This is a genomic window from Clostridioides sp. ES-S-0048-02, from assembly GCF_020658495.1.
GTDB lineage: Bacteria > Bacillota > Clostridia > Peptostreptococcales > Peptostreptococcaceae > Clostridioides.
On sequence record NZ_JACVWH010000016.1, the window covers coordinates 45,348 to 67,006 of the forward strand.

General features: G+C 29.0%; 20 protein-coding genes and 4 pseudogenes. 23 read left to right on the forward strand and 1 reads right to left on the reverse strand.

Annotated elements, in window-relative coordinates:
• Positions 1–3 precede the first annotated feature (3 nt).
• The 7 genes from hadB (at position 4) to IC173_RS16295 (ending at position 8,194) form a co-directional block, all read left to right on the forward strand.
• On the forward strand, positions 4–1,230 hold the full coding sequence (gene hadB, locus IC173_RS16265; protein WP_169468259.1) for a (R)-2-hydroxyisocaproyl-CoA dehydratase subunit HadB: 1,227 nt from the start codon (positions 4–6) through the stop codon (positions 1,228–1,230).
• Positions 1,230–2,357, forward strand: a complete 1,128-nt coding sequence (gene hadC / locus IC173_RS16270; RefSeq protein ID WP_227435455.1) for a (R)-2-hydroxyisocaproyl-CoA dehydratase subunit beta — start codon at positions 1,230–1,232, stop codon at positions 2,355–2,357. Before hadB ends, hadC begins: the two co-directional genes overlap by 1 nt.
• A gap of 47 nt (positions 2,358–2,404) precedes the next feature.
• On the forward strand, positions 2,405–3,538 hold the full coding sequence (gene acdB, locus IC173_RS16275; RefSeq protein ID WP_227435447.1) for a putative isocaproyl-CoA dehydrogenase AcdB: 1,134 nt from the start codon (positions 2,405–2,407) through the stop codon (positions 3,536–3,538).
• A 32-nt stretch (positions 3,539–3,570) separates the two neighbouring features.
• A complete protein-coding gene (gene etfB, locus IC173_RS16280) occupies positions 3,571–4,356 on the forward strand; it encodes an electron transfer flavoprotein subunit beta (RefSeq protein WP_227435445.1) in 786 nt (261 codons plus the stop codon).
• An 18-nt stretch (positions 4,357–4,374) separates the two neighbouring features.
• Positions 4,375–5,412: an electron transfer flavoprotein subunit alpha/FixB family protein gene (locus tag IC173_RS16285; protein ID WP_227435443.1), complete on the forward strand. Its 1,038-nt coding sequence runs from the start codon at positions 4,375–4,377 to the stop codon at positions 5,410–5,412.
• A 477-nt stretch (positions 5,413–5,889) separates the two neighbouring features.
• Positions 5,890–7,521: a sigma 54-interacting transcriptional regulator gene (locus tag IC173_RS16290; protein ID WP_227855861.1), complete on the forward strand. Its 1,632-nt coding sequence runs from the start codon at positions 5,890–5,892 to the stop codon at positions 7,519–7,521.
• 355 nt (positions 7,522–7,876) lie between these two features.
• Entirely contained in the window at positions 7,877–8,194 is a 318-nt protein-coding gene (locus tag IC173_RS16295; RefSeq protein ID WP_227855862.1) for a hypothetical protein, read from the forward strand.
• A gap of 109 nt (positions 8,195–8,303) precedes the next feature.
• Here the strand turns inward: IC173_RS16295 and fba are convergent, their stop codons facing one another.
• The gene (gene fba / locus IC173_RS16300) at positions 8,304–9,230 is read right to left on the reverse strand and encodes a class II fructose-1,6-bisphosphate aldolase (protein WP_227483382.1); all 927 of its coding nucleotides are present in this window, start codon (positions 9,228–9,230) and stop codon (positions 8,304–8,306) included.
• A gap of 203 nt (positions 9,231–9,433) precedes the next feature.
• Between fba and IC173_RS16305 the strand changes: the two genes are divergently transcribed.
• From IC173_RS16305 to IC173_RS16375, 16 genes and pseudogenes are all read left to right on the forward strand, one after another.
• Complete coding sequence (locus tag IC173_RS16305) at positions 9,434–9,763, forward strand: DUF1904 domain-containing protein (RefSeq protein WP_227435437.1); 330 nt, start codon at positions 9,434–9,436, stop codon at positions 9,761–9,763.
• Positions 9,763–10,485, forward strand: coding sequence for a pseudouridine synthase (locus IC173_RS16310; RefSeq protein WP_227435435.1), 723 nt, complete (start codon positions 9,763–9,765; stop codon positions 10,483–10,485). The genes IC173_RS16305 and IC173_RS16310 overlap by 1 nt, the downstream gene beginning before the upstream one ends.
• Before the next feature lie 32 nt (positions 10,486–10,517).
• Entirely contained in the window at positions 10,518–11,873 is a 1,356-nt protein-coding gene (rlmD, locus tag IC173_RS16315) for a 23S rRNA (uracil(1939)-C(5))-methyltransferase RlmD (protein WP_227855863.1), read from the forward strand.
• Complete coding sequence (locus IC173_RS16320) at positions 11,861–12,028, forward strand: hypothetical protein (RefSeq protein ID WP_227855864.1); 168 nt, start codon at positions 11,861–11,863, stop codon at positions 12,026–12,028. The genes rlmD and IC173_RS16320 overlap by 13 nt, the downstream gene beginning before the upstream one ends.
• Positions 12,029–12,114: 86 nt before the next feature.
• Positions 12,115–13,749 carry a SpaA isopeptide-forming pilin-related protein gene (locus IC173_RS16325; RefSeq protein WP_227855865.1) on the forward strand — a complete coding sequence of 545 codons (1,635 nt, stop codon included), beginning with the start codon at positions 12,115–12,117 and terminating at the stop codon, positions 13,747–13,749.
• A gap of 146 nt (positions 13,750–13,895) precedes the next feature.
• Positions 13,896–14,288 carry a hypothetical protein gene (locus tag IC173_RS16330; RefSeq protein ID WP_227855866.1) on the forward strand — a complete coding sequence of 131 codons (393 nt, stop codon included), beginning with the start codon at positions 13,896–13,898 and terminating at the stop codon, positions 14,286–14,288.
• 36 nt (positions 14,289–14,324) lie between these two features.
• The gene (locus IC173_RS16335; protein WP_227855867.1) at positions 14,325–14,504 is read left to right on the forward strand and encodes a hypothetical protein; all 180 of its coding nucleotides are present in this window, start codon (positions 14,325–14,327) and stop codon (positions 14,502–14,504) included.
• Positions 14,505–14,871: 367 nt separating this feature from the next.
• Positions 14,872–15,123, forward strand: a complete 252-nt coding sequence (locus tag IC173_RS16340) for a hypothetical protein (RefSeq protein WP_227855868.1) — start codon at positions 14,872–14,874, stop codon at positions 15,121–15,123.
• Between the two features lie 259 nt (positions 15,124–15,382).
• Positions 15,383–18,430, forward strand: coding sequence for an AAA domain-containing protein (locus IC173_RS16345; RefSeq protein ID WP_227855869.1), 3,048 nt, complete (start codon positions 15,383–15,385; stop codon positions 18,428–18,430).
• 336 nt (positions 18,431–18,766) lie between these two features.
• On the forward strand, positions 18,767–18,919 hold the full coding sequence (locus IC173_RS16350) for a hypothetical protein (RefSeq protein ID WP_227831666.1): 153 nt from the start codon (positions 18,767–18,769) through the stop codon (positions 18,917–18,919).
• Positions 18,920–18,956: 37 nt separating this feature from the next.
• Positions 18,957–19,133, forward strand: coding sequence for a hypothetical protein (locus IC173_RS21040; RefSeq protein WP_413927558.1), 177 nt, complete (start codon positions 18,957–18,959; stop codon positions 19,131–19,133).
• Between the two features lie 26 nt (positions 19,134–19,159).
• Positions 19,160–20,281 (forward strand): annotated as a pseudogene (locus tag IC173_RS16355) (baseplate J/gp47 family protein).
• Between the two features lie 12 nt (positions 20,282–20,293).
• On the forward strand, positions 20,294–20,857 hold the full coding sequence (locus IC173_RS16360; RefSeq protein ID WP_227855870.1) for a hypothetical protein: 564 nt from the start codon (positions 20,294–20,296) through the stop codon (positions 20,855–20,857).
• Positions 20,858–20,918: 61 nt separating this feature from the next.
• A pseudogene (locus tag IC173_RS16365) lies at positions 20,919–21,149 on the forward strand (hemolysin XhlA family protein).
• A 15-nt stretch (positions 21,150–21,164) separates the two neighbouring features.
• Positions 21,165–21,414, forward strand: a pseudogene (locus IC173_RS16370) (phage holin family protein).
• Positions 21,414–21,659, forward strand: a pseudogene (locus IC173_RS16375) (N-acetylmuramoyl-L-alanine amidase); the annotation flags it as partial. The pseudogenes IC173_RS16370 and IC173_RS16375, both read left to right, overlap by 1 nt.

Sequence of the window (21,659 nt, forward strand, 5' to 3'; positions counted from 1 at the left end):
ACAATGTCTGAAAAAAAAGAAGCTAGAGTAGTAATAAACGATTTATTAGCTGAACAATATGCAAATGCATTTAAAGCTAAAGAAGAAGGAAGACCTGTAGGTTGGTCAACATCAGTATTTCCTCAAGAGTTAGCAGAAGTATTTGACTTAAATGTATTATATCCAGAAAATCAAGCAGCTGGGGTAGCGGCTAAAAAAGGTTCTTTAGAATTATGTGAAATGGCTGAATCTAAAGGATATTCTATCGACCTATGTGCATATGCAAGAACAAACTTTGGTCTTTTAGAAAATGGTGGATGTGAAGCTTTAGATATGCCAGCTCCAGATTTCCTACTTTGCTGTAATAATATATGTAATCAAGTTATAAAATGGTATGAAAATATTTCAAGAGAATTAGATATACCTTTAATAATGATTGATACAACTTTCAATAATGAAGATGAAGTAACTCAATCTAGAATAGACTATATAAAAGCTCAATTTGAAGAGGCTATAAAACAGTTAGAAATTATATCAGGAAAGAAATTTGACCCTAAGAAATTTGAAGAAGTAATGAAAGTATCAGCTGAGAACGGAAGACTATGGAAATATTCTATGAGTTTACCAGCAGATTCTTCTCCTTCACCAATGAATGGATTTGATTTATTTACTTATATGGCTGTAATAGTTTGTGCTAGAGGTAAAAAAGAAACTACAGAAGCATTTAAATTACTTATAGAAGAGTTAGAAGATAATATGAAAACTGGAAAATCTTCTTTCAGAGGAGAAGAAAAGTACAGAATAATGATGGAAGGTATACCTTGCTGGCCATATATTGGATATAAAATGAAAACATTAGCTAAATTTGGAGTTAATATGACAGGTAGTGTTTATCCACATGCTTGGGCATTACAATATGAAGTTAATGATTTAGATGGAATGGCAGTAGCATACAGTACTATGTTTAACAATGTAAACTTAGACCGTATGACAAAATATAGAGTTGATTCTTTAGTAGAGGGTAAATGTGATGGAGCATTCTATCATATGAACAGAAGCTGTAAACTTATGAGTTTAATACAATATGAAATGCAAAGAAGAGCAGCTGAAGAAACTGGATTACCATATGCTGGATTTGATGGTGACCAAGCTGACCCTAGAGCCTTTACTAATGCTCAATTTGAAACAAGAATTCAAGGTTTAGTTGAAGTAATGGAAGAAAGAAAAAAACTTAATAGAGGTGAGATATAATGGAAGCTATTTTATCTAAAATGAAAGAAGTAGTTGAAAATCCAAATAAGGCTGTAAAAGAATATAAAAATGCAACTGGTAAAAAAGCTATAGGTTGTTTCCCAGTTTATTGCCCAGAAGAAATTATACATGCAGCTGGAATGCTTCCAGTTGGTATATGGGGAGGACAAACAGAATTAGATTTAGCTAAACAATATTTCCCTGCATTTGCATGTTCAATAATGCAATCATGTCTAGAGTATGGATTAAAAGGTGCATATGATGAATTATCTGGAGTTATCATACCAGGTATGTGTGACACATTAATTTGTTTAGGACAAAACTGGAAATCAGCAGTACCTCACATAAAATATATATCATTAGTACACCCACAAAACAGAAAACTTGAAGCTGGTGTAAAATACCTAATCAGTGAATACAAAGGTGTAAAAAGAGAACTTGAAGAAATATGTGGTTATGAAATAGAAGAAGCAAAAATTCATGAAAGTATAGAAATTTACAATGAACATAGAAAAACTATGAGAGACTTTGTTGAAGTAGCTTATAAACATTCTAATACTATAAAACCATCAATAAGAAGCTTAGTAATTAAAAGTGGATTCTTTATGAGAAAAGAAGAACACACTAAATTAGTAAAAGATTTAATAGCAAAATTAAACACAATGCCAGAAGAAGTCTGTTCTGGAAAGAAAGTTTTATTGACAGGTATATTAGCAGATTCTAAAGACATATTAGATATTTTAGAAGACAATAATATAGCAGTAGTAGCTGATGATTTAGCTCAAGAAACAAGACAATTCAGAACAGATGTGCCTGCAGGTGATGATGCATTAGAAAGATTAGCAAGACAATGGTCAAACATAGAAGGTTGTTCATTAGCTTATGACCCTAAGAAAAAACGTGGGTCACTTATAGTAGATGAAGTTAAAAAGAAAGATGTAGATGGTGTTATCTTCTGTATGATGAAATTCTGTGACCCAGAAGAATACGATTATCCTTTAGTTAAGAAAGATATAGAAGATAGTGGAATACCTACTTTATATGTTGAAATCGACCAACAAACTCAGAATAATGAACAGGCAAGAACTCGTATTCAAACATTTGCTGAGATGATGAGTTTAGCTTAAGTTCATTAAAATAAATTTACTATAAAATATGAAAATTGGAGGAAGCTATGTTATATAACAAAGAGCAAGAACTTTTAAGAAAAGCAGTAAGAGATTTTGTTAGTAAAGAATTAGATACTTTACCAGCAGAAATGGATAAAACAGGTGTAATGCCTAAGGAATTAATCAAAAAATTAGCTGAAACAAAATTTATAAGCAGTAATATCCCAGAAGAATATGGTGGTGGGGGAGCAGGATATGTTTCTTACGCTATCATAATGGAAGAAATAGCTAGAAGATGTGCTTCAACAGCTACTTTCGTTACAGCTGGTTCTTCTCTTGCTACATTACCAATACTTTACAATGGTACTGAAGAGCAAAAACAAAAATACTTAAGAGGTTTAGCAACAGGTGAGTTAATAGGAGCATTTGGTTTAACTGAGCCAGGAGCTGGTTCTGATGCTGGTGGACAACAAACTACAGCAGAATTAGTAGGAGACCACTACATATTAAATGGTAGAAAAACTTTCATAACTAATGGACCATTCTGCGATATAGCTATAGTAATAGCAGTTACAGATAGATCTAAAGGTCTTAGAGGAACATCAGCATTTATAGTAGAAAGCAAATGGGATGGTTTCTCAACAGGAGCTCATGAAGATAAGATGGGTATAAGAGGAACTGAAACTTCTGACTTAATATTTGAAAATGTTAAAGTTCCAAAAGAAAACCTTATAGGAAAAGAAGGTAATGGATTTAAAATAGCAATGGGTACTTTAGAAGTAGGTAGAATAGGTGTTGCTGCCTTAGCTCTAGGAATTGCTCAAGGTGCTTTAGATGAAGCTGTCAAATATACAAAACAAAGAGTTCAATTTGGTAAGCCTATAGCTAAATTCCAAAATACTCAATTTACTATAGCTGATATGGAAACAAAAGTTTGTGCAGCTAGAGGATTAGTTTATGATGCAGCACAAAAGAGAGATGCAGGAATGAGAGTTGCTCAAGAATCTGCAATGGCTAAATACTATGCAGCAGAAGTTGCAAATGAAGTTGCTTATAAAGCATTACAACTTCACGGTGGATATGGATTCATAAAAGATTATGAAATCGAAAGAATGTACAGAGATGCTAGAATCGTATCAATATACGAAGGAACATCAGAAGTTCAAAAAATGGTAATTTCATCAAACGTATTAAAATAATAAATAATCTAATGAAATTGGAGGTATAGACTTTGAAAATATTAGTTTGCGTAAAACAAGTTCCAGATACTAACGAAGTAAGAATAAATAAAGAAACAGGTACTCTTATAAGAGATGGAGTTCCAAGTATATTAAACCCAGATGATGCAAATGCATTAGAAGAAGCATTAAAAATTAAAGATGAGCATGATGATGTAACTATAACAGTTATAACAATGGGACCTCCTCAAGCAGATTTTATGCTAAGAGAGTGTTTAGCTATGGGGGCTGATGATGCAATATTATTAAGTGATAGAGCATTTGGAGGAGCTGATACTTGGGCTACATCAAATACTATCGCAGCAGGAATATCTAAAATAGGTGACTATGATATAATATTTGCAGGAAGACAAGCAATAGATGGAGATACTGCACAAGTTGGACCACAAATTGCAGAAAAATTAAACATTCCTCAAGTTACATATGTACAAGACTTCAAAATAGAAGGAAAAGACATAATAGTTCAAAGACAATTAGAAGATGGATATGAATTAATTAAAGTAAGTACACCTGTACTTTTAACAGCAGTAAAAGAATTAAATGCACCTAGATATATGTCTGTTGATAAAATAGTTAAAGCATATAAACATGATGTAAAAGTTTGGACAATTGATGATTTAGACGTAAATAAAGAAGAAGTTGGCTTAAAAGCATCACCAACTAAAGTATTTAGATCATTTACTCCTGAGCCAAGAGGAAAAGGAGAAATCTTAGAAGGTAAAGCTGACGAAATAGCTAACAAAATAATAATAGGTCTAAAACAAAAGCACATTATATAAGTTGGAGGAGTACAAACTATGAATGATATAAAAGATTTAAGTTCTTATAAAAACGTATGGATATTTGCAGAGCAAAGAGATGGAAAAATAACTCCAGTAGTTATCGAATTATTAGGAGAAGGAAGAAAATTAGCTAAAGAAGTAGATGCAGAACTTTGTGCAGTATTATTAGGAAAAGATGTTGATGGATTAGCTAAAGAATTAATTTCTTATGGAGCTGATAAAGTTTATGTTGCAGACGATGCTCTTTTAGAAAAATATACAACTGATGCATATACAAAAGTAATAAAAGATGCAATAGATGAAATAAAACCAGAAATAATGCTTTTTGGAGCAACTCATATAGGTAGAGACTTAGCACCTAGAATAGCTTCAAGAGTAGGAACTGGATTAACAGCAGACTGTACTAAACTAGAAATAGACCCAGAAGATAAGAAAATAAAACAAACTCGTCCAGCATTTGGTGGAAACATAATGGCTACAATCATTTGTCCAAACCATAGACCTCAAATGTCTACAGTTAGACCTGGAGTTATGGATAAAGCTGAAAAAGACGAAACAAGAACTGGTGAAGTTATAGCATTAGATTACAAAATAACTCAAGATGATATAAGAACTACTGTTTTAGAAACAGTTAAGAGTAAAAAAGATTTAGTATCTCTTACAGATGCAAATGTTATAGTATCAGGTGGTCTAGGATTAGGTGGACCTGAAGGATTTGAAATGCTTAAACAATTAGCTGACAAATTAGGTGGAGTAGTTGGTTCTTCTCGTGCAGCTGTAGATGCTGGATGGATAGACCATTCTCACCAAGTAGGTCAAACAGGAACTACTGTTAAACCAAACCTATACATAGCTTGTGGTATATCAGGAGCAATACAACATTTAGCAGGTATGCAATCATCAGATTTCATAATTGCTATAAACAAAAACCCAGCAGCTCCAATATTAGAAATTGCTGATTATGGAGTAGTTGGTGACTTACATGAAATAGTTCCAATGCTTATAGATAAATTAGATAGCGTTGATGATTTATTAGAAGCTATAAAAGCTTAATAGGTAACAAGTACCTAAATATTACTGATGAAATAAGCCTTATTAGTTAGTAACATAAATATTATTACATAATATGGTTATTACTAAATTGTATTTGTCAGTTATTAAAAAGTCTGTTTGAATAAAATTTTATAATACAAGATATCTAGATAATCCTTATATGTATATTACTTACAAAATGTGAGTCATATTCTATAAGGATTATCTTTATTTTCAAAAATAAGCACTAATTTTAATTAAATTGTGTTAAACAGACAAATAATTACCGAATATGTGATAAAATACAATTAAAAGCAAAATGAAATTTTTAACAAACTATGACCATTAAAATTATCTGTAAGTTGTATTTTAATGAAGCAAGATATTAAAAAAAGACAAATAAGGAGTTGGTTGTATGTGCTAATAGTATTTATTGTAAGCAAACAATAAATTTTGTATGTAGTTCAATAAATTACTTAATGAAAGGTGCGAATATTGATGGATAATAATTTGATAGGGCTTATAGAACATGTAGAAAATCCAGTTATTTTATGCAAAGAGTCAGGCGAAATAATATACTGTAATCATCTAATAGATAATATTTTTAGCTTTCTCGATATAAAAAGACCTAAAAATATAAATGAATTAGATTCAAATTTTGACAAAAAAGATATACTGGTGAATAATAAAAAGAAAATAGCTTTTAGAGAATTAAGAATGACTGCACATATTTATAATATGAAAGATAATGATAATGAAAATAACATAGTTTATTTATTTGAGAAGTCTGTAATATCTGACAAAATAGTTGAGGATATAATAGAACATATAGATGAAGTTGTCGTTGTATTTAACAAAGATGGGGTAATTGAAAAGATGAATACTGTCAGTGATGAGATTTTACCTTTTAAAAGAACTGAAGTACTTGGTAGAAATATAACAGATCTTGTCAGACAGGGGTTAGTTGAAGAACCAATAATATTAAATATGCTTAAGGTAAAGAAAAAGATTTATAGAAATATTGTTTATCCTGATGGAAAGCTTATAGCTTATACAGCCGTTCCAATATGGGACTCAAAAGGAAAACTTACAGGAGGAGTACTTACAGGAAGAGATATATCAAGGGTTATTAAACTTGAATCTCAGATAAGATATAGTGATGTATCAGAAGATACAGAGTATATAAGCCAAAGTAAGACTATGGACAATATAAAAAAAGTTGTCAAAAGAGCTGCAGCATCAGATTCTTCTATATTTATAAATGGAGAATCAGGCGTAGGAAAAGAAATTATAGCTAGGACAATATATAAGTATAGTTCAAGAAGGGAAAAGCCTTTTATAGCTATAAACTGTGGGGCTATACCAAATGAATTATTGGAATCAGAGTTTTTTGGATATGAAGAAGGTTCTTTTACTGGAGCTAAGAAAAAGGGTAAAAAAGGACTTTTTGAAGAAGCAAATGGTGGAACTATATTCTTGGATGAAATAGGTGAATTGCCAATGCAAATGCAAAAAAAATTACTTAGAGTTATACAAGAAAACACAATTACTAGAATTGGTGGGAGTAAACCTATAAAGATAGATGTTAGATATATAAGTGCCACTAATATTTCTCATGAGGACCTTAGAAACAACCTTAAATTTAGACAAGATTTATACTATAGATTGAGTGTTATTCCAGTAAAGATACCACCACTTAGAGAGAGAAAAGAAGATATAGTTCCATTAGTGGACTACTTCCTAAAACTTTATAATGATAAGTACAATAGAGAAGTAGAAGTTTCACCTAAGGTTATTGAATTATTGGAAGAATACTCTTGGCCAGGAAATATAAGAGAGTTAAAAAATATTATTGAAAGATTTGTAGTATTATCAGCCAAAAACGTAATTGGAGAAGATGAATTTAATATGCTTATAAATCTGGATATGATTGATAACGAATCAGATGATTTATCACCAATAGTGGTAAATGGAATTATGAATCTGAATGATGCATATAAAATGGTAGACCAAATAATGATAAGTAAGGCTATAAATAAATATGGTTCAATAACAAAGGCAGCCGAAGTGATAGGCATATATCCTTCTACAATACATAGAAAGATAAAAAGCGGATATATTCGTGTGTAGTTATTAGTGTAGTAAGTAATTAGAATTGATGAAAGATACTTTATTAGGAATTTATTAGGAAAATGTACATAGATTTGTGTAAATATATTTTTTATTATTAAATATTGCTGGAAGTTTTGATTCCAGTAATATTTTTTTGTAAAAATGCTATAGATGTTGCACTCATCTGACTTGTTCCAGTCCTCTAAAAAAGTAAGCATCTACCAGACTGTATAACACATTTATAATCATATAAATCATAGCAGAGAGTTCTATTGCTAAAAGTGTTTTTAAAATTATTTTCTATTAGAACATAAACACTCAGTAAACATTCTTATGGTATTATTTAGAAAATAACAAAAAGGAGATAATAGTTATGAAAAAACAATTTATAGCTTTAGGATTAACAGGACTGATTGGTTTAGGTGGCTTTGGATTACTTACAAATAAATCATTTGCAGATACTCCTAATAACGGAAAAATGAGTATAAAAGAAATAACTAAAGGACTTAAAGATGGTACCATAATTAATGATACTGTGAAAGAAGATAATAAAAAAGAGGGTACTGACAAGTATGAAATTACTGCAGAGAATGAAAAAATATCTGATAGTGCTACTACTAAATTAAGTACAGACGAAATAGATAAAGGGCTTAAAGATGGTACTATAATTAATGATACAGTAGAAAAATAATATATCTTTGTTTATATAAAAGATATATTCAACTTAAAAGAGATGGCTTAGAAATAAATTTAATTACTCTAAGTCATCTCTTTTCTTTTATAAATATTTAAAAGTTATATTAGTTTATAGAGTTAGCAGAACCTAAAACATCATCTATTTTACTTTCAACTACAGCTTGTATAGCATCTCTACCAGCACCAATGTATTTTCTTGGGTCAAATTCTTTTGGATTTTCAGCTAAGAATTTTCTAACAGCAGCAGTCATAGCTAGTCTTAAGTCAGTATCCATGTTTATTTTACAAACAGCCATAGAAGATGCTTTTCTTAACATGTCTACAGGTACGCCTTTAGCTCCAGCTATATTTCCACCAAATTCATTACATGTAGCAACAGCGTTTTGGTCAACAGCAGATGCACCATGAAGAACTATTGGGAAACCTGGTAATTTGCTTTGGATTTCTTCTAGTATATCGAATCTTAATTTAGCTTCTCCTTTGAATTTGAAAGCACCATGAGAAGTTCCTATAGCTATTGCTAATGAATCAACTCCTGTTCTTTCAACAAATTCAACTGCTTCAGCAGGTTGAGTATATTTATGAACATCAGAAGTAACATCATCTTCTGTTCCAGCTAAAACACCAAGTTCTGCTTCAACAACAACACCTTTAGAGTGTGCATATTCAACAGCTTCTTTAGTTATTTTAACATTTTCTTCAAAGTCAAAATGAGATCCATCTATCATAACTGAAGAGAAACCAGCATCAATACAAGTTTTAATAGCATCCATATTTGGACCATGATCTAAGTGAAGAGCTACATCTACACCTATTTCATCAGAAGCAGCTTTAACCATCTCAACTAAAGTATGAGGTCCAGCATATTTAACAGCTGACATAGAAGCTTGTATCATAACATAAGAATTTTTAGCTTTAGCAGCTTTTAAAACACCTTGTAATTGTTCTAAGTCACTTATGTTAAATGCACCTATAGCAAATCCACCTTCGTAAGCTTTTTTAAACATTTCTTTTGTATTAATTAATGCCATTTTAAACTCCTCCTATTAACTTTTAAAATTTACCCATCACTTATATTATAACGTTAAATCAAAAAAAGTACATAGTAAATTGTAATAACTATAAATTACAAGTATAATGTTAAATAGAAGATAATAGGATTAGGCAGAATAATAAAGAATAGAAACAATTTAGGAAGAATTAAAATAAAGAAGGGTTAAATAAAGGAGTCAATATGCCACAGATAAAGATAAGAGGAATTCATGAAAATGATATATGTAAAATAAGTGAAAAAATGATAGATGCTTTAGTTGAAGCTGTAAAATGTCCAAGAGATTACTTTGAGATAGAATGTATAAAATCAGTTGCAATAAGAGATGGTAAAATAGCAGAAGTGTATCCTTTTGTTGAGATAGCATGGTTTGATAGAGGACAAGAAGTACAAGATACAGTAGCAAGAATAATAACTGATAGTATAAGAAATAATTTAGATGTTGAAAGTATGGATTTAGCATTTACATTATTTGAAAAAGAAAAATATTATGAGAATGGAGAACATTTTTAATGGCTAAGAAGCAACGTATAGATAAAATTCTTTCAAACTTAGGTTATGGAAGTAGAAGTGAGATAAAGAAATATTGTAAGCAAGGTTCTGTAGTAGTAAATGGAAGTGAAGTTTCAAACCCAGGGACTCAAGTGGATACTGAAAACGATGAAATATTATTCAATGGAGAAGAAGTTTTCTATAGAGAATATATATATTTAATGATGAATAAACCAGATGGATATATATCAGCAACTACAGATAAATACGACCCAACAGTTTTAGATTTGATTGATGTATCATACTTAGCATTTGAGCCATTTCCTGTTGGAAGATTAGACAAAGACACAGAGGGATTGTTAGTTTTAACTAATGATGGGAAGCTTTCTCACAGAGTTTTATCGCCTAAGAAGCATGTGCCTAAGACTTATTATGCAAAAATTGATGGGATAGTGACTGAAAAAGATGTAGAAGCTTTTGCAGAAGGAGTAGTACTTGATGATGGGTACAAAACTATGGCATCTCAGTTAAAAATATTAAAGAGTGATGAGGAATCAGAGATAGAACTTACAATACATGAAGGTAAATTTCACCAAGTTAAAAGAATGTTTGAAAGCGTAGATAAAAAAGTAGTATACTTAAAAAGATTGTCTATGGGTAATTTAAAGTTGGATGAAAGTTTAGAGTTAGGCGAATATAGAGAGTTAACAGATGAAGAAGTAAAATTGATTGAAGAAAGATAATAAAGATACTATAGTAAATTGGAGGAGAATTTGTGAAGAAAAAGGATATTATAGAATTTGAAGTAGATAAAATGGAGTTTGGAGGCACATCCTTAAGCCAAGTTGGAGATAGAGTTATCCATATGAAGGGTGGAATAAGTGGTCAAAAGGTAAAAGCTGCTGTTAAAAAAGTTAGAAGCAAAAAAGCAGAAGTTAAGATGATGGAGTTACTTGAATATTCACCTCTTGAAACCGAAACACCTTGTAAGCACTTTAGAGAATGTGGAGGATGTACATTACTATCAGTGCCATATGAAAAGCAATTAGAAATAAAAGAAAAACAAGTTATGGATTTATTTTTAAAGCAAGACTTATTTGGGTTTCAGTTTTTGGGAATAGAAGGAAGTCCTGAAAACAAGTACTATAGAAATAAAATGGAATATACTTTTGGAGATGAAGTAAAAAATGGACCTTTAACATTAGGACTTCATAAAAAAGGAAAGCATATAGATATACAAACTGTTGAAGAATGTATGTTAGTTGATGAAGACTTCTCAAAAGTATTAGTATCTAGTGTAGAATTTTTCAATGAAAAAAATCTTCCTTATTATAGAACAATGAATCACAAGGGATATTTAAGACATCTTGTAGTTAGAAAAGGGATTTATACTAATGAGATTATGGTTAATATAGTTACTTCTTCTCAGGAAGATTTTAATATGAATGAATTTAAGGACATGCTTTTAGAACTTAATTTAAAAGCTGAGTTGGTAGGTGTACTTCACACTATTAATGATGGTCTAGCAGATGCTGTTCAATGTGATGAGTTAAGAGTTTTATATGGAAGAGATTATATACAAGAGAAAATTTTAGGGCTTAAATTTAAGATTTCTCCATTTTCATTTTTCCAAACCAATACTAAAGGAGCAGAGGTTCTTTATAGTATTGCCAGAGATTTTATTGGAAATTACAATGATAAGGTTGTATTTGATTTATATAGTGGGACTGGCTCTATTGGACAGGTTATGGCTGGTGCAGCTAAGAAGGTGTATGGTATTGAAATAGTTGAGGAAGCTGTTGCTGCGGCTAATGAGAATGCCAAGTTAAATGGACTTACTAATTGTGAGTTTATTGCTGGAGATGTTGCTAAGGTTGTTAAAGATTTAAAGGATAAGCCTGATTTAATTATTGTTGACCCTCCTAGACCAGGGATTCATAAGGATGCTATTAGAGATATTTGTGGATTTGGTGCGGAGGAGATTGTTTATATTTCTTGTAATCCTAAGTCTTTGGTTGTTGATTTGGTTGATTTTAAGAGTTATGGTTATGAGATTAAATTGGTCAAGTGTATGGATATGTTCCCAAATACACCTCATGTAGAGACTGTAGTGTTGCTATGTCGAAAGTAAGGCTTGAAATCCTGTATTTTAAACACTTTAACAGACATATGGTGTTTGAAAGAAATATAGAAAATTTTAAGAATAAAAAGGTCAAACAGTACTTCAATGTATCTGTAGTTGTAGATATAGAGTGTGGAGATACAAAAAATAAAATTAAAATATAATTTTTAAGTATAGAAATAGACATTGAATTTATATATTCGATGTCTATTTTTTATATGAAAATATATTAAAGAAAGGATGAAATTGAATGAAGAAAAAAACAAAAGTACCTAAAAAGATTGTAAGTTTTATTATGGCTTTTATAACGATAATAACTACTGTATTTATGTCAGGAACTTATGCTTATGCTAGCAAGCTAGATATGAGTGAAAGCACAGGATATGATTATAAAGGTATTAGTCCAATTACAGGAAGAAAAATTAATCATAATATTTATCGTATGAAAATGGATAATAAAATTGTATTTTGTGTAGATCCAGGAATTAAAACAGCAAGCGGAGGAAGATATGTGTCGGAGGAGTATATAAATTCAAAGAAAGATATATTATCTAAGATAGCTTACTATGGATATACAGATACAAATCGATCAAAATATAATTATACATTAACTCAAATAATTATATGGGAGGAGTTAGGAGATAAATTTATATCTACAACACTTCCAAATTATCATAAAAGAAAAGCTGAAATACTTGAAAAAGTAAATAGACATAATATATTACCTTCATGGAATAATGAAAAAGTTGCAGTTAAAAGTGGAGAAACAATTGAATTACAAGATAAAAATGGTATTATTAGAAAAATGAAATTAGAATCAAATAATACTGGAACAGACATAGTAATTGAAGAAAATACTTTGAAAATTACATCAAATAAAAAATCCACTTCTGGAGTTATTAGTTATAGAAAAATTCCTAAAAATGAAGTAGGAACATCAATAGTTTATCGTAAGCCAGATTATCAAAGTTTAGCAGAATTTCATATGGAAAATTCAATGAGTGCGAGATTAAATATAAATGTAATAAAGTCAGGAACTATTAAAGTAAAAAAGATTGATGAAGATACAGGAAAGGCATTAGCAAATGCAAAACTTAGATTTGAGTATGATGGTAAGAGCAAAGATATTATAACGGATTCTAATGGAATTGCAAGTATAGAAGATATACCAGAAGGAACAACTGTAAGAATATCAGAAGTGACAGCACCAAATGGATATTTTAATAAAGGTGAAATTAAAAAAGTTGTTATTGAAGCAAATAAAACTATAGAAGTTTCATTAAAAAATAAAGAACAGTTAGGTAAAGTAATACTTAGTAAGAGTGGAAAAGATTTTGGAGTAGAAATGCCTAATGATAGTTATAAATTAGAAGGAGCAATTTATGGAATTTATAATGAAAATGATGAAAAGATAACTACTATAACCACAGATAAATTCGGGAAGGCAACATCAGAAAATATAAAGCTTGGAAAGTATTATGCACTTGAAGAAAAAGCACTAGAGGGATATTTAATAAATAAAGAAAAGATACCATTTGAATTAAAATATGCTGGACAAACTGTAGAAGTAACATCAGTATCTATTAGTCATAAAGATATAGAACAAAAAGGAAAAGCAATATTAATTAAAGAAGATGAAAAAACTGGATCAATACCTCAAGAAAATGCAAAACTTGATGGTGCGGTTTATGAACTAAGAAAATCAAATAATGATGAGTTAGTTGAAACAGTAACGATTAAAGGTGGAAAGGCAAAAGTAGAAAATTTATATCTTGGTAAGTATTATTGGATTGAAAAGAAAGCTCCAGAAGGATATTTATTAAATACTACTAAACATTACTTTGAAATAAGTTATGCAGATGAAAATATAAAAAATCTTATATAGATCAGATTAATTCTATAAGAGAAAACTTAGTTAGAGAAATTTCGGAACATAGTGAAAATAAATTCAACATAAATAAAATTAAAAAGTTAAATAAGAATCTAATAAACAACTTAATAAATGAATTAACTAATGAAGATAAAGGATTGATGGCTAATATAAAAGATTCATTATCTAATGTGTTTACTACGTTAGTAAACTCAAGTGATAAGTCAATTAGTGATAAAAGTATTTCACTAGATAAAAATATAGAAACTAAAAAAGAAATACTTAAGAATGAAAATATTATGTATAGGAGTGGGATTAGAGAGTTTATAAAAGGAACAGAAGCAGATACAAAAGAAGGTTTAAAAAAATCATTTATGGAAAAACAGGAACCTTTAGCTAAATTTAATAGAGAGATAGAGAAGTATAATCATATAGATTATATAACTAAAAATCAATCTGTATTTAATAATTTAATTGGTGATTATAATCAAAACAACTCAGATATTTCAAAAAAAATAAGTGAGCAAGACCAAAAGAATATTAAATTTACATAGGAAACTTATAAAAAATCTGATGAGAATATTGAACAATTGAAGGAAGATGTATTAAAGACTAAAGAAGAATCTGAAAAGCTAATAACTGATGGGTTAAAATATACAGAAGATTGTTTAAAAAATATTATATCATCTTTTGATAGATATTATCAAAAGATAGAATGGGAAAGTTTTTACTATAAAATAGGAGTATATTTAAAAAATATCAGCAAGTGATTTCTATTCATCATATGAACAAAAGCTTTCATTTGAAAAAGCGTGTTATGAAATTGATGAACTAGAATATGCTGGTTGGAGTAGAGAACTTAAAAAAGAAGAATATGATATTTATATTGAACTATGTAAAAAATATAATAAAGAAATTGATGTTGAAAAAGAAAAGGAATATTCATATTCAGTTGAGCCTTTAGAAAAAGAAAACTATGATATTTTTGAAATTATTAATTCTATTAATACTGAAGAAGAGTTATGTGAATTTATAAAAGGACTAGATAGAGAATATTATCTTGAAACCTTAGAGATAAATGAAGTCTTTATTAAAAAATGTGTAGATATCAATGGAAATATTGATGCTATTATTGATATGTTTACAAGATATAATTATCCGAGCAGTTTATTCTATTCAAGAAATAGCCATAATTTCTGGATGACAGTTCTAGCAGCTTTAAAAAATACAAAGTCTAAAAATAGTATGCTGCAATATTTACTAGAGAATGGCGGAGGACACGATGGTTTTAATGAATTAATAAAAATTTATGGTTATTTAGGAAATAAGGATTTATGTATTAAATTATTTGAAAGAATGTTAACCTGTATTGAATTTTTATTATGTTAAAATAGATTTCTTATAATTATGTTAATTTATAAATAACATATAATTATGTTAATTTATAAATAACATAATTAATATTATTTATTGAAGTTTTACTAATATAAAGGTAAATAGTAGTTTAAGTAAAAAAACTAACAGAATATGAGTCTGATAGTTTTTTATTTCTTTATATGTTAAAATATAGATATTAATTATAGTAAGTATTTAGGTATTTCTAAAAAATAGATAATATTTATATAACAAATAAGTAGGGAGTTAAAATATGATTAATAATATAACTAAGTATTTCAAAAGCGCTTTGATTGCAAAAAATCAAGCTATAATAGACTTTAAAAATTCAGATGATAAGTATGAAGTTATTACAAGAGAAGAATTTAACAATGGACTAATCAATCTAAATATAATTGAAAAGTTGAGTGCTAATAATAAAGGTTATAATAATGTTGATATAGAAGTAATAATAGTTCCAAAGACTGTTAGAACTTATTTTGAAAATACTAGAAAAGTAAATAATAATATTGAGGAACTTACAGGAATACTATATGTACCAGCAATTATAAGTAATAAAGGTGAATTGAAAATTAATGATAAATATGATAAGTGGCCATGGATACCCAGAGAATTTTTAGAACCTATGGTAGAGCCACAGCTAAGTTTAGGAAATATAGATGATGTAGATAAATTTTTAGCTAGTACTACGGATAAGATGGAAAAACTTAAAAGTTGGAGTGAATATATAAATTACATAAAAGAATTTTATAAAGAAGTAACTAAATATAATTTTGATGAAAATTGTATTAAAAAAGATGATTCAAACATTATGTTTGAAAATAATATATATATTATTTTAGATAATACGGTAAATGCTACACTTAATATAGAACAATTATATAATGATATATTAATAAATAAGGAAAGTAAACCTTTATATGCTAAGTTTATTTTACCATGTATTGAAAAATCTAAAAAATTAATATCAAATGATTCATATTTAAAAATGATAGAACATAAAGGACAAATGGGAGGGGAATACCCATTAGCAGAGTCACAAAGAGAGGCTGTAAATCATTTTTCGGAATTAAAAGATGGGGAATTATTAGCAGTAAGTGGGCCACCTGGAACAGGGAAAACAACGTTATTACAATCAATTGTAGCAGATATGTATGTGAAAAATGCATTAGAGGGAAAGAAAGCACCTGTAGTCGTGGCTTCTTCTACTAATAATCAAGCTGTTACTAATATTATAGACTCATTTGGAAATGTTACAAAAATAGGAATTAAAAATTTAGAAGAACGTTGGATTGAAGGTGTAAATAGTTTTGCTTTATACTTTCCATCAGATAGTAAAAAAGAAGATGCAGAAAGAAGATGTTATCAATACACTAGTAATAGAGGAGATGGATTTGCTTTAAATATAGATTCGGATGAAAATCTTATGAAATCTGAAAAAAAGATGATAGAAAATGTATCTAAATATTTCAATAAAAAAATTAATGGTATATCTGAATGCAAAGAATTAATATATTCAGAACTTATTGAAATTGATAAAGAAAAAAATAAGATTATATCAGATTTATATGAAATAAGAAGTATTATAAAAGAAAATACAGTAGTAGAATATTTAAAAATTTTAGAACAAGCTATATTAAATTGTTCTAGTAAAGAAAAAGAATTGGAATCTAAAAAGATAGAAAATAATAAACAAATAAATAAATATAGGAATAGGATAGATGAATGGAATAAGATATATAAGAAAATTCCATGGTACATTAGGTTATTAAGCGTATTTAATATATTCAGAGAGAAATTAATTAATAGATTAAAAATATATATAGATTCAGATGAATATGAGTTTATAGGAAATTGTATGTCTTTAGATGAAATTATAGAAAAATATGGGGAAATAATAGAGGAGATTAATAGTGATAATTTTAAAATAGAGCAAGAGATAAAGTACAATAGAAAAACAATAGAAAGTAAAAAGAATGAGAAGAATTATATATTAAAACTAAGGAATCGTGTAAATGAATATTTTATATTCCTAAAAAAATATAATTGTGATATTTATTATACTAAAGATACTGAAAATATAGATGAATTTATAAGACATATTAATAAAGACTTAGAAGAGTGTTCTTTAGAAAAAATAAATGAGTATATAGATACAAGAATTAGATATATTGAATTTTGGCTATCTGTTCATTATTATGAATGTAGATGGTTATTAAAAGAAGATTATATTACAGATAAACAACGAGGTAACAACTTTGCGAACATAATAAAATCTTTATATAGCAGGTTAGCGATGATTTCGCCATGTATGGTAATGACATTTTTTATGTTGCCTAAGCAATTTAAAATTTATTATTCAAATGAAAAAATAAGTAGTTACTTATATAATTTTATTGATTTTTTAATTGTAGATGAAGCAGGGCAAGTTTCACCAGAAATTGCAGCAGCATCTTTTGCATTGGCTAAGAAAGCGGTAGTTGTTGGAGATGAAAAGCAGATACCACCAGTTTGGGGAATTAGCAATGCCTTAGATAAATCATTAGCGATTAGAAGTAATGTATTAAATGAAGAAATAACATTCGAAAACTTAATAGAATTTGGTCAAAATTGTTCACAGTCTAGTGTTATGAAAGTTGCAGCTAATTCATGTCATTATGATAAATATGATAAAGGACTTTTTTTGAGTGAACATAGACGATGTTATAATGAAATAATAGAGTATTGCAATAGGCTGGTATATGATGGGAAACTTAAAGCTTGTAGGGGATTGGGAGAAAAAGATGAAAATTATCCATTATATAACTTGCCACATATGGGATATAAAAATATAGAGGTTAAAAATTCTGATAAAAATGGATGTAGTAGAATGAATTCAAAAGAAGCAGAAGAAATAGCAAAGTGGTTATCAATTAATTATAAACAAATAGTCAATTTGTATAAGGAAAAAAATGTTAACATAAAAAATAATGAGATAATAGCGATTATAACACCTTTTAAGGCTCAAGTTAGAATTTTAAAAGAAAAATTAAAAATTTATTTAAATGATGATGTAAAAAATATTGATGTAGGAACAGTTCACACATTTCAAGGAGCTGAAAGGAAAGTTATAATCTTATCAACAGTTTACGGTGCAAGTGATGGTTGTTTTTTTATAAATAAAAATTCGAGCTTAATGAATGTTGCTGTATCTAGAGCTAAAGACGCATTTTTGGTATTTGGATCAAGAAAATGCTTAGATGAAGATGGCGAAAGTTCAAGTGCATTACTTAAGAAATATGTTAATGAAGAGATAAAATGAAATATATAAAGATGTGGATCTTATCAAACAAGTAGATTAATATTCTACTTGTTTTTTTATGATAATATAAGCATTTTAAACTGTATATGATAATGACGCTTTTCTCTATTCCATTCAAAACAAAATGGAAGAAAGCGAGAAAAGACTGACTTTATCAAAACTAACTTAAGCGTAAAGAAAGTGGCAAGCAAAGAGAATATGAAGGCAGATATAAGACAAAACGAGAATAACATAAACAAGAGAAATTAAAGACTTTCAAAAAAGTGGAATACCACTGAGTGAGTAAAAAAAGATGAAAAAAATGTTCTGTAAGCTAAACAGACACAAATTCATTTTTTGACCACTATATTTTATAGTGATATAAATACAAAAGAAGTAGGAGAATTTAATTTTAACTGGTTGGAGAATAGTAGATTAGTAGAATATGAATTTGATGTATTAACGCTAGATGATGAAAATATAACTATAGATGGAAACATAAAAAGGTAGGTGATTATATGGAAAGAGAACTACCTATACCAGTTTTTTGACAGAAGATGAAGAAGCAATACACGAAAGAATATTAAGTAACTTTCAAGATGTGAGCACACTAGAAGGGGACTTTATTTATGATGCAACAAGACCTACAGCAGAGCAGATAGCTGAATTAAAACAATTAGGACTGCAAAATAATTTAAAGATTGCATTCCTTCAAACCAGTTAAGGAACTTATTTAGAGTGGCTTGGTGAATGCAAGGAGTATTTAAAAATCAACCTACAAAAGCAATAGGAACAATTACATTTACAGGTGTACAAGGAACTATAATTACAAAAGGGACTATGATGGCTACTGTTGCAACTGATGAAAAGCAGAGTATAGAGTTTGAGCTTCTTGAAACTAAAACTATGGAAGAAAATGAAACAGTAGATATTAAAGCAGAATGTAGAGAAATTGGAACTATAGGAAATGTATCTCAAAATACTGTAACTGTTCTATTAGGTTCTATTAATGGGATTAAATCTGTTACTAATAAAGAAGGTTTCAAGGGTGGAACAGATATAGAAGACGAAGAACATTTTAGAGAAAGAGTTCTTGTAGCAGAACAAGAAGATAAACTTAGTGGAGCTAGTTCAGATTATATAAGATAGGCTAAAGAAGTTGATGGGGTTGGATATGCTTATGTAGTTCCCGAATGGAATGGGGCAGGGACAGTAAAAGTATTAATACTAGACAAAAATAGAAAAGCAGCAACACAAGAGTTGATAAATAAAGTTCAAGAATATATATACCACTTAAATATGTCAGAGGGAGAAAGTAGAGATGGGAAAGCTCCTATCGGGGCTTTAGTAACGATCGTAACACCCGAAACATTACTTATTAATGTAAAAGCTAGTTTTATATTTAGTAAAAGTTTTAGTGAAGAAACAGTATTAAATAATCTAAAAACTAAGATAGACAAATATTTAGATAAGATTGATTTAGGTGGGACAGTCTCATACAATGCTATACAGGCAATAGTAGCTTCTATGATGTTGACAGATGAAGGTATACAGGACTTTTCTAATCTTACTATAAATAATGTAAAAGAAAATATAAAATTGCAAGACCAAGTAGTTGGAGTAGAGGAAATAGCTAACCAATCTTATACAGGTACAAATATAAAAATAAATGAAAACATATCTCCATTAGGAGGAATTAATATGTATAACTTATTAAAATTAATGATAGAACAAAAGAACTATAGTACTAAAGAGGATTTGCAGCACAAGATTGATGTATTTTATGCAGTAAACAGGATTGAAGAAGAACAGTATTTAGAGTTAACAGGTTTATTAAATAAAGAAGAAACACCAGTAGAACCAACGATATAGGTTCTTTTTTTATTGACTTTTAAAGAGTTAGTTAATAAAGTTAGAAATCTTGTACTAGAAGCAAAGAATGTAACTATAGAAGATACAGAGAATAATTTTACAAGTGAAAATGTAGAAGGAGCATTGAAAGAATGTATGGATAGGGCAGATGAGGCTTTTCAAGGAGCCGATAGTGGAAAAGTACTTTTATCAACTGCTATCGGCTCTCCTGCCATATCAGAACAAACATTTCAAGAGTATGCTGATTATATTACAGAGTTTAAAGGTACTATAACTGATTTACAACAACAAGTTAATATCAGATACAAAATAACAGGAGGTTCTTTTGAAGGAGAAGAAGCAAAGCCATATAAGCTTACTTTTCCTTCTGTTCCCGAACATCTAGCAATATTTTCGATAATGAATGAAAGAGAATGTTATTATACTCCATTAAGACAAAAACTAGAAAGTAATCCTGATGGAAGCACTGCTTATATTAAAATTAATGCAGATAAAAAAGGATTTGAAGCAGGGAGTACTAGTTATACAACAGAGAAAAGTCCATTTAAGGGATATTTTATTGCTTGTTATAAATAAAAAGGCTTAGATAATATCTCTAAGCCTTTTTTAATGCAAATTTACAATTTAGGAGGTTTTCATGAATGAAGAACTTTTCAAAGACAATTTGAAACGACATGAGGTAACAATAAATAAACATAATGATGAAATAGATGAGTTAAAAGTAGCAAATATAGAGTCTAAAGCAGAGTTAAAAGCATTGTGTGAGAACTTGAACTCACTTACTAGTATGCTAAAGTAGTTGATTGGGACAATGATTACAACACTTGTAGGATTCTTTATATTTGCAATACAGAGGGGAATATTTTAATTAGGAGGAAAATAAATGGATAATTTAATAAGTTTCATACCTGAGCAGTTGCTAATTTTAGTTGCTGCTCTTTATGTTATAGGAGCAGGTTGTAAGAAGTATAAACAGTTAGATAATAAGTATATTCCAGTAGTGTTATTAGTACTTGGAATAGGATTCTCTATTTGGATGCTAGGATTAAATGCTGATGCAGTCTTACAAGGAGTAATTTGCTGGGGTATGTATAAATCAAACTTACAAACAGTTGAAGGAGGAAAATAAATAATGAAGATATGTATTACAGTAGGACACAGTATTTTAAAAAATGGTGCATGTACTTCTGCTGATGGAGTAGTTAACGAGTATCAATATAATAAATCTTTTGCACCAGTATTAGCAGATACATTCAGAAAAGAAGGGCATAAGGTGGATGTAATAATATGCCCCGAAAAGCAGTTTAAAACTAAAACAGAAGAAAAGTCGTATAAAATACCTAGAGTTAATAGTGGAGGATATGACTTACTCATAGAA

Bases quoted from the DNA above. Each gene is read 5' to 3' on its own strand.
- hadB (WP_169468259.1), top strand. From the start codon at position 4: ATGTCTGAAAAAAAAGAAGCTAGAGTAGTAATAAACGATTTATTAGCT.
- hadC (WP_227435455.1), top strand. From the start codon at position 1,230: ATGGAAGCTATTTTATCTAAAATGAAAGAAGTAGTTGAAAATCCAAAT.
- acdB (WP_227435447.1), top strand. From the start codon at position 2,405: ATGTTATATAACAAAGAGCAAGAACTTTTAAGAAAAGCAGTAAGAGAT.
- IC173_RS16285 (WP_227435443.1), top strand. From the start codon at position 4,375: ATGAATGATATAAAAGATTTAAGTTCTTATAAAAACGTATGGATATTT.
- IC173_RS16290 (WP_227855861.1), top strand. From the start codon at position 5,890: ATGGATAATAATTTGATAGGGCTTATAGAACATGTAGAAAATCCAGTT.
- IC173_RS16295 (WP_227855862.1), top strand. From the start codon at position 7,877: ATGAAAAAACAATTTATAGCTTTAGGATTAACAGGACTGATTGGTTTA.
- fba (WP_227483382.1), bottom strand. From the start codon at position 9,230: ATGGCATTAATTAATACAAAAGAAATGTTTAAAAAAGCTTACGAAGGT.
- IC173_RS16305 (WP_227435437.1), top strand. From the start codon at position 9,434: ATGCCACAGATAAAGATAAGAGGAATTCATGAAAATGATATATGTAAA.
- IC173_RS16310 (WP_227435435.1), top strand. From the start codon at position 9,763: ATGGCTAAGAAGCAACGTATAGATAAAATTCTTTCAAACTTAGGTTAT.
- IC173_RS16320 (WP_227855864.1), top strand. From the start codon at position 11,861: ATGTCGAAAGTAAGGCTTGAAATCCTGTATTTTAAACACTTTAACAGA.
- IC173_RS16325 (WP_227855865.1), top strand. From the start codon at position 12,115: ATGAAGAAAAAAACAAAAGTACCTAAAAAGATTGTAAGTTTTATTATG.
- IC173_RS16330 (WP_227855866.1), top strand. From the start codon at position 13,896: ATGGCTAATATAAAAGATTCATTATCTAATGTGTTTACTACGTTAGTA.
- IC173_RS16340 (WP_227855868.1), top strand. From the start codon at position 14,872: ATGTTTACAAGATATAATTATCCGAGCAGTTTATTCTATTCAAGAAAT.
- IC173_RS16345 (WP_227855869.1), top strand. From the start codon at position 15,383: ATGATTAATAATATAACTAAGTATTTCAAAAGCGCTTTGATTGCAAAA.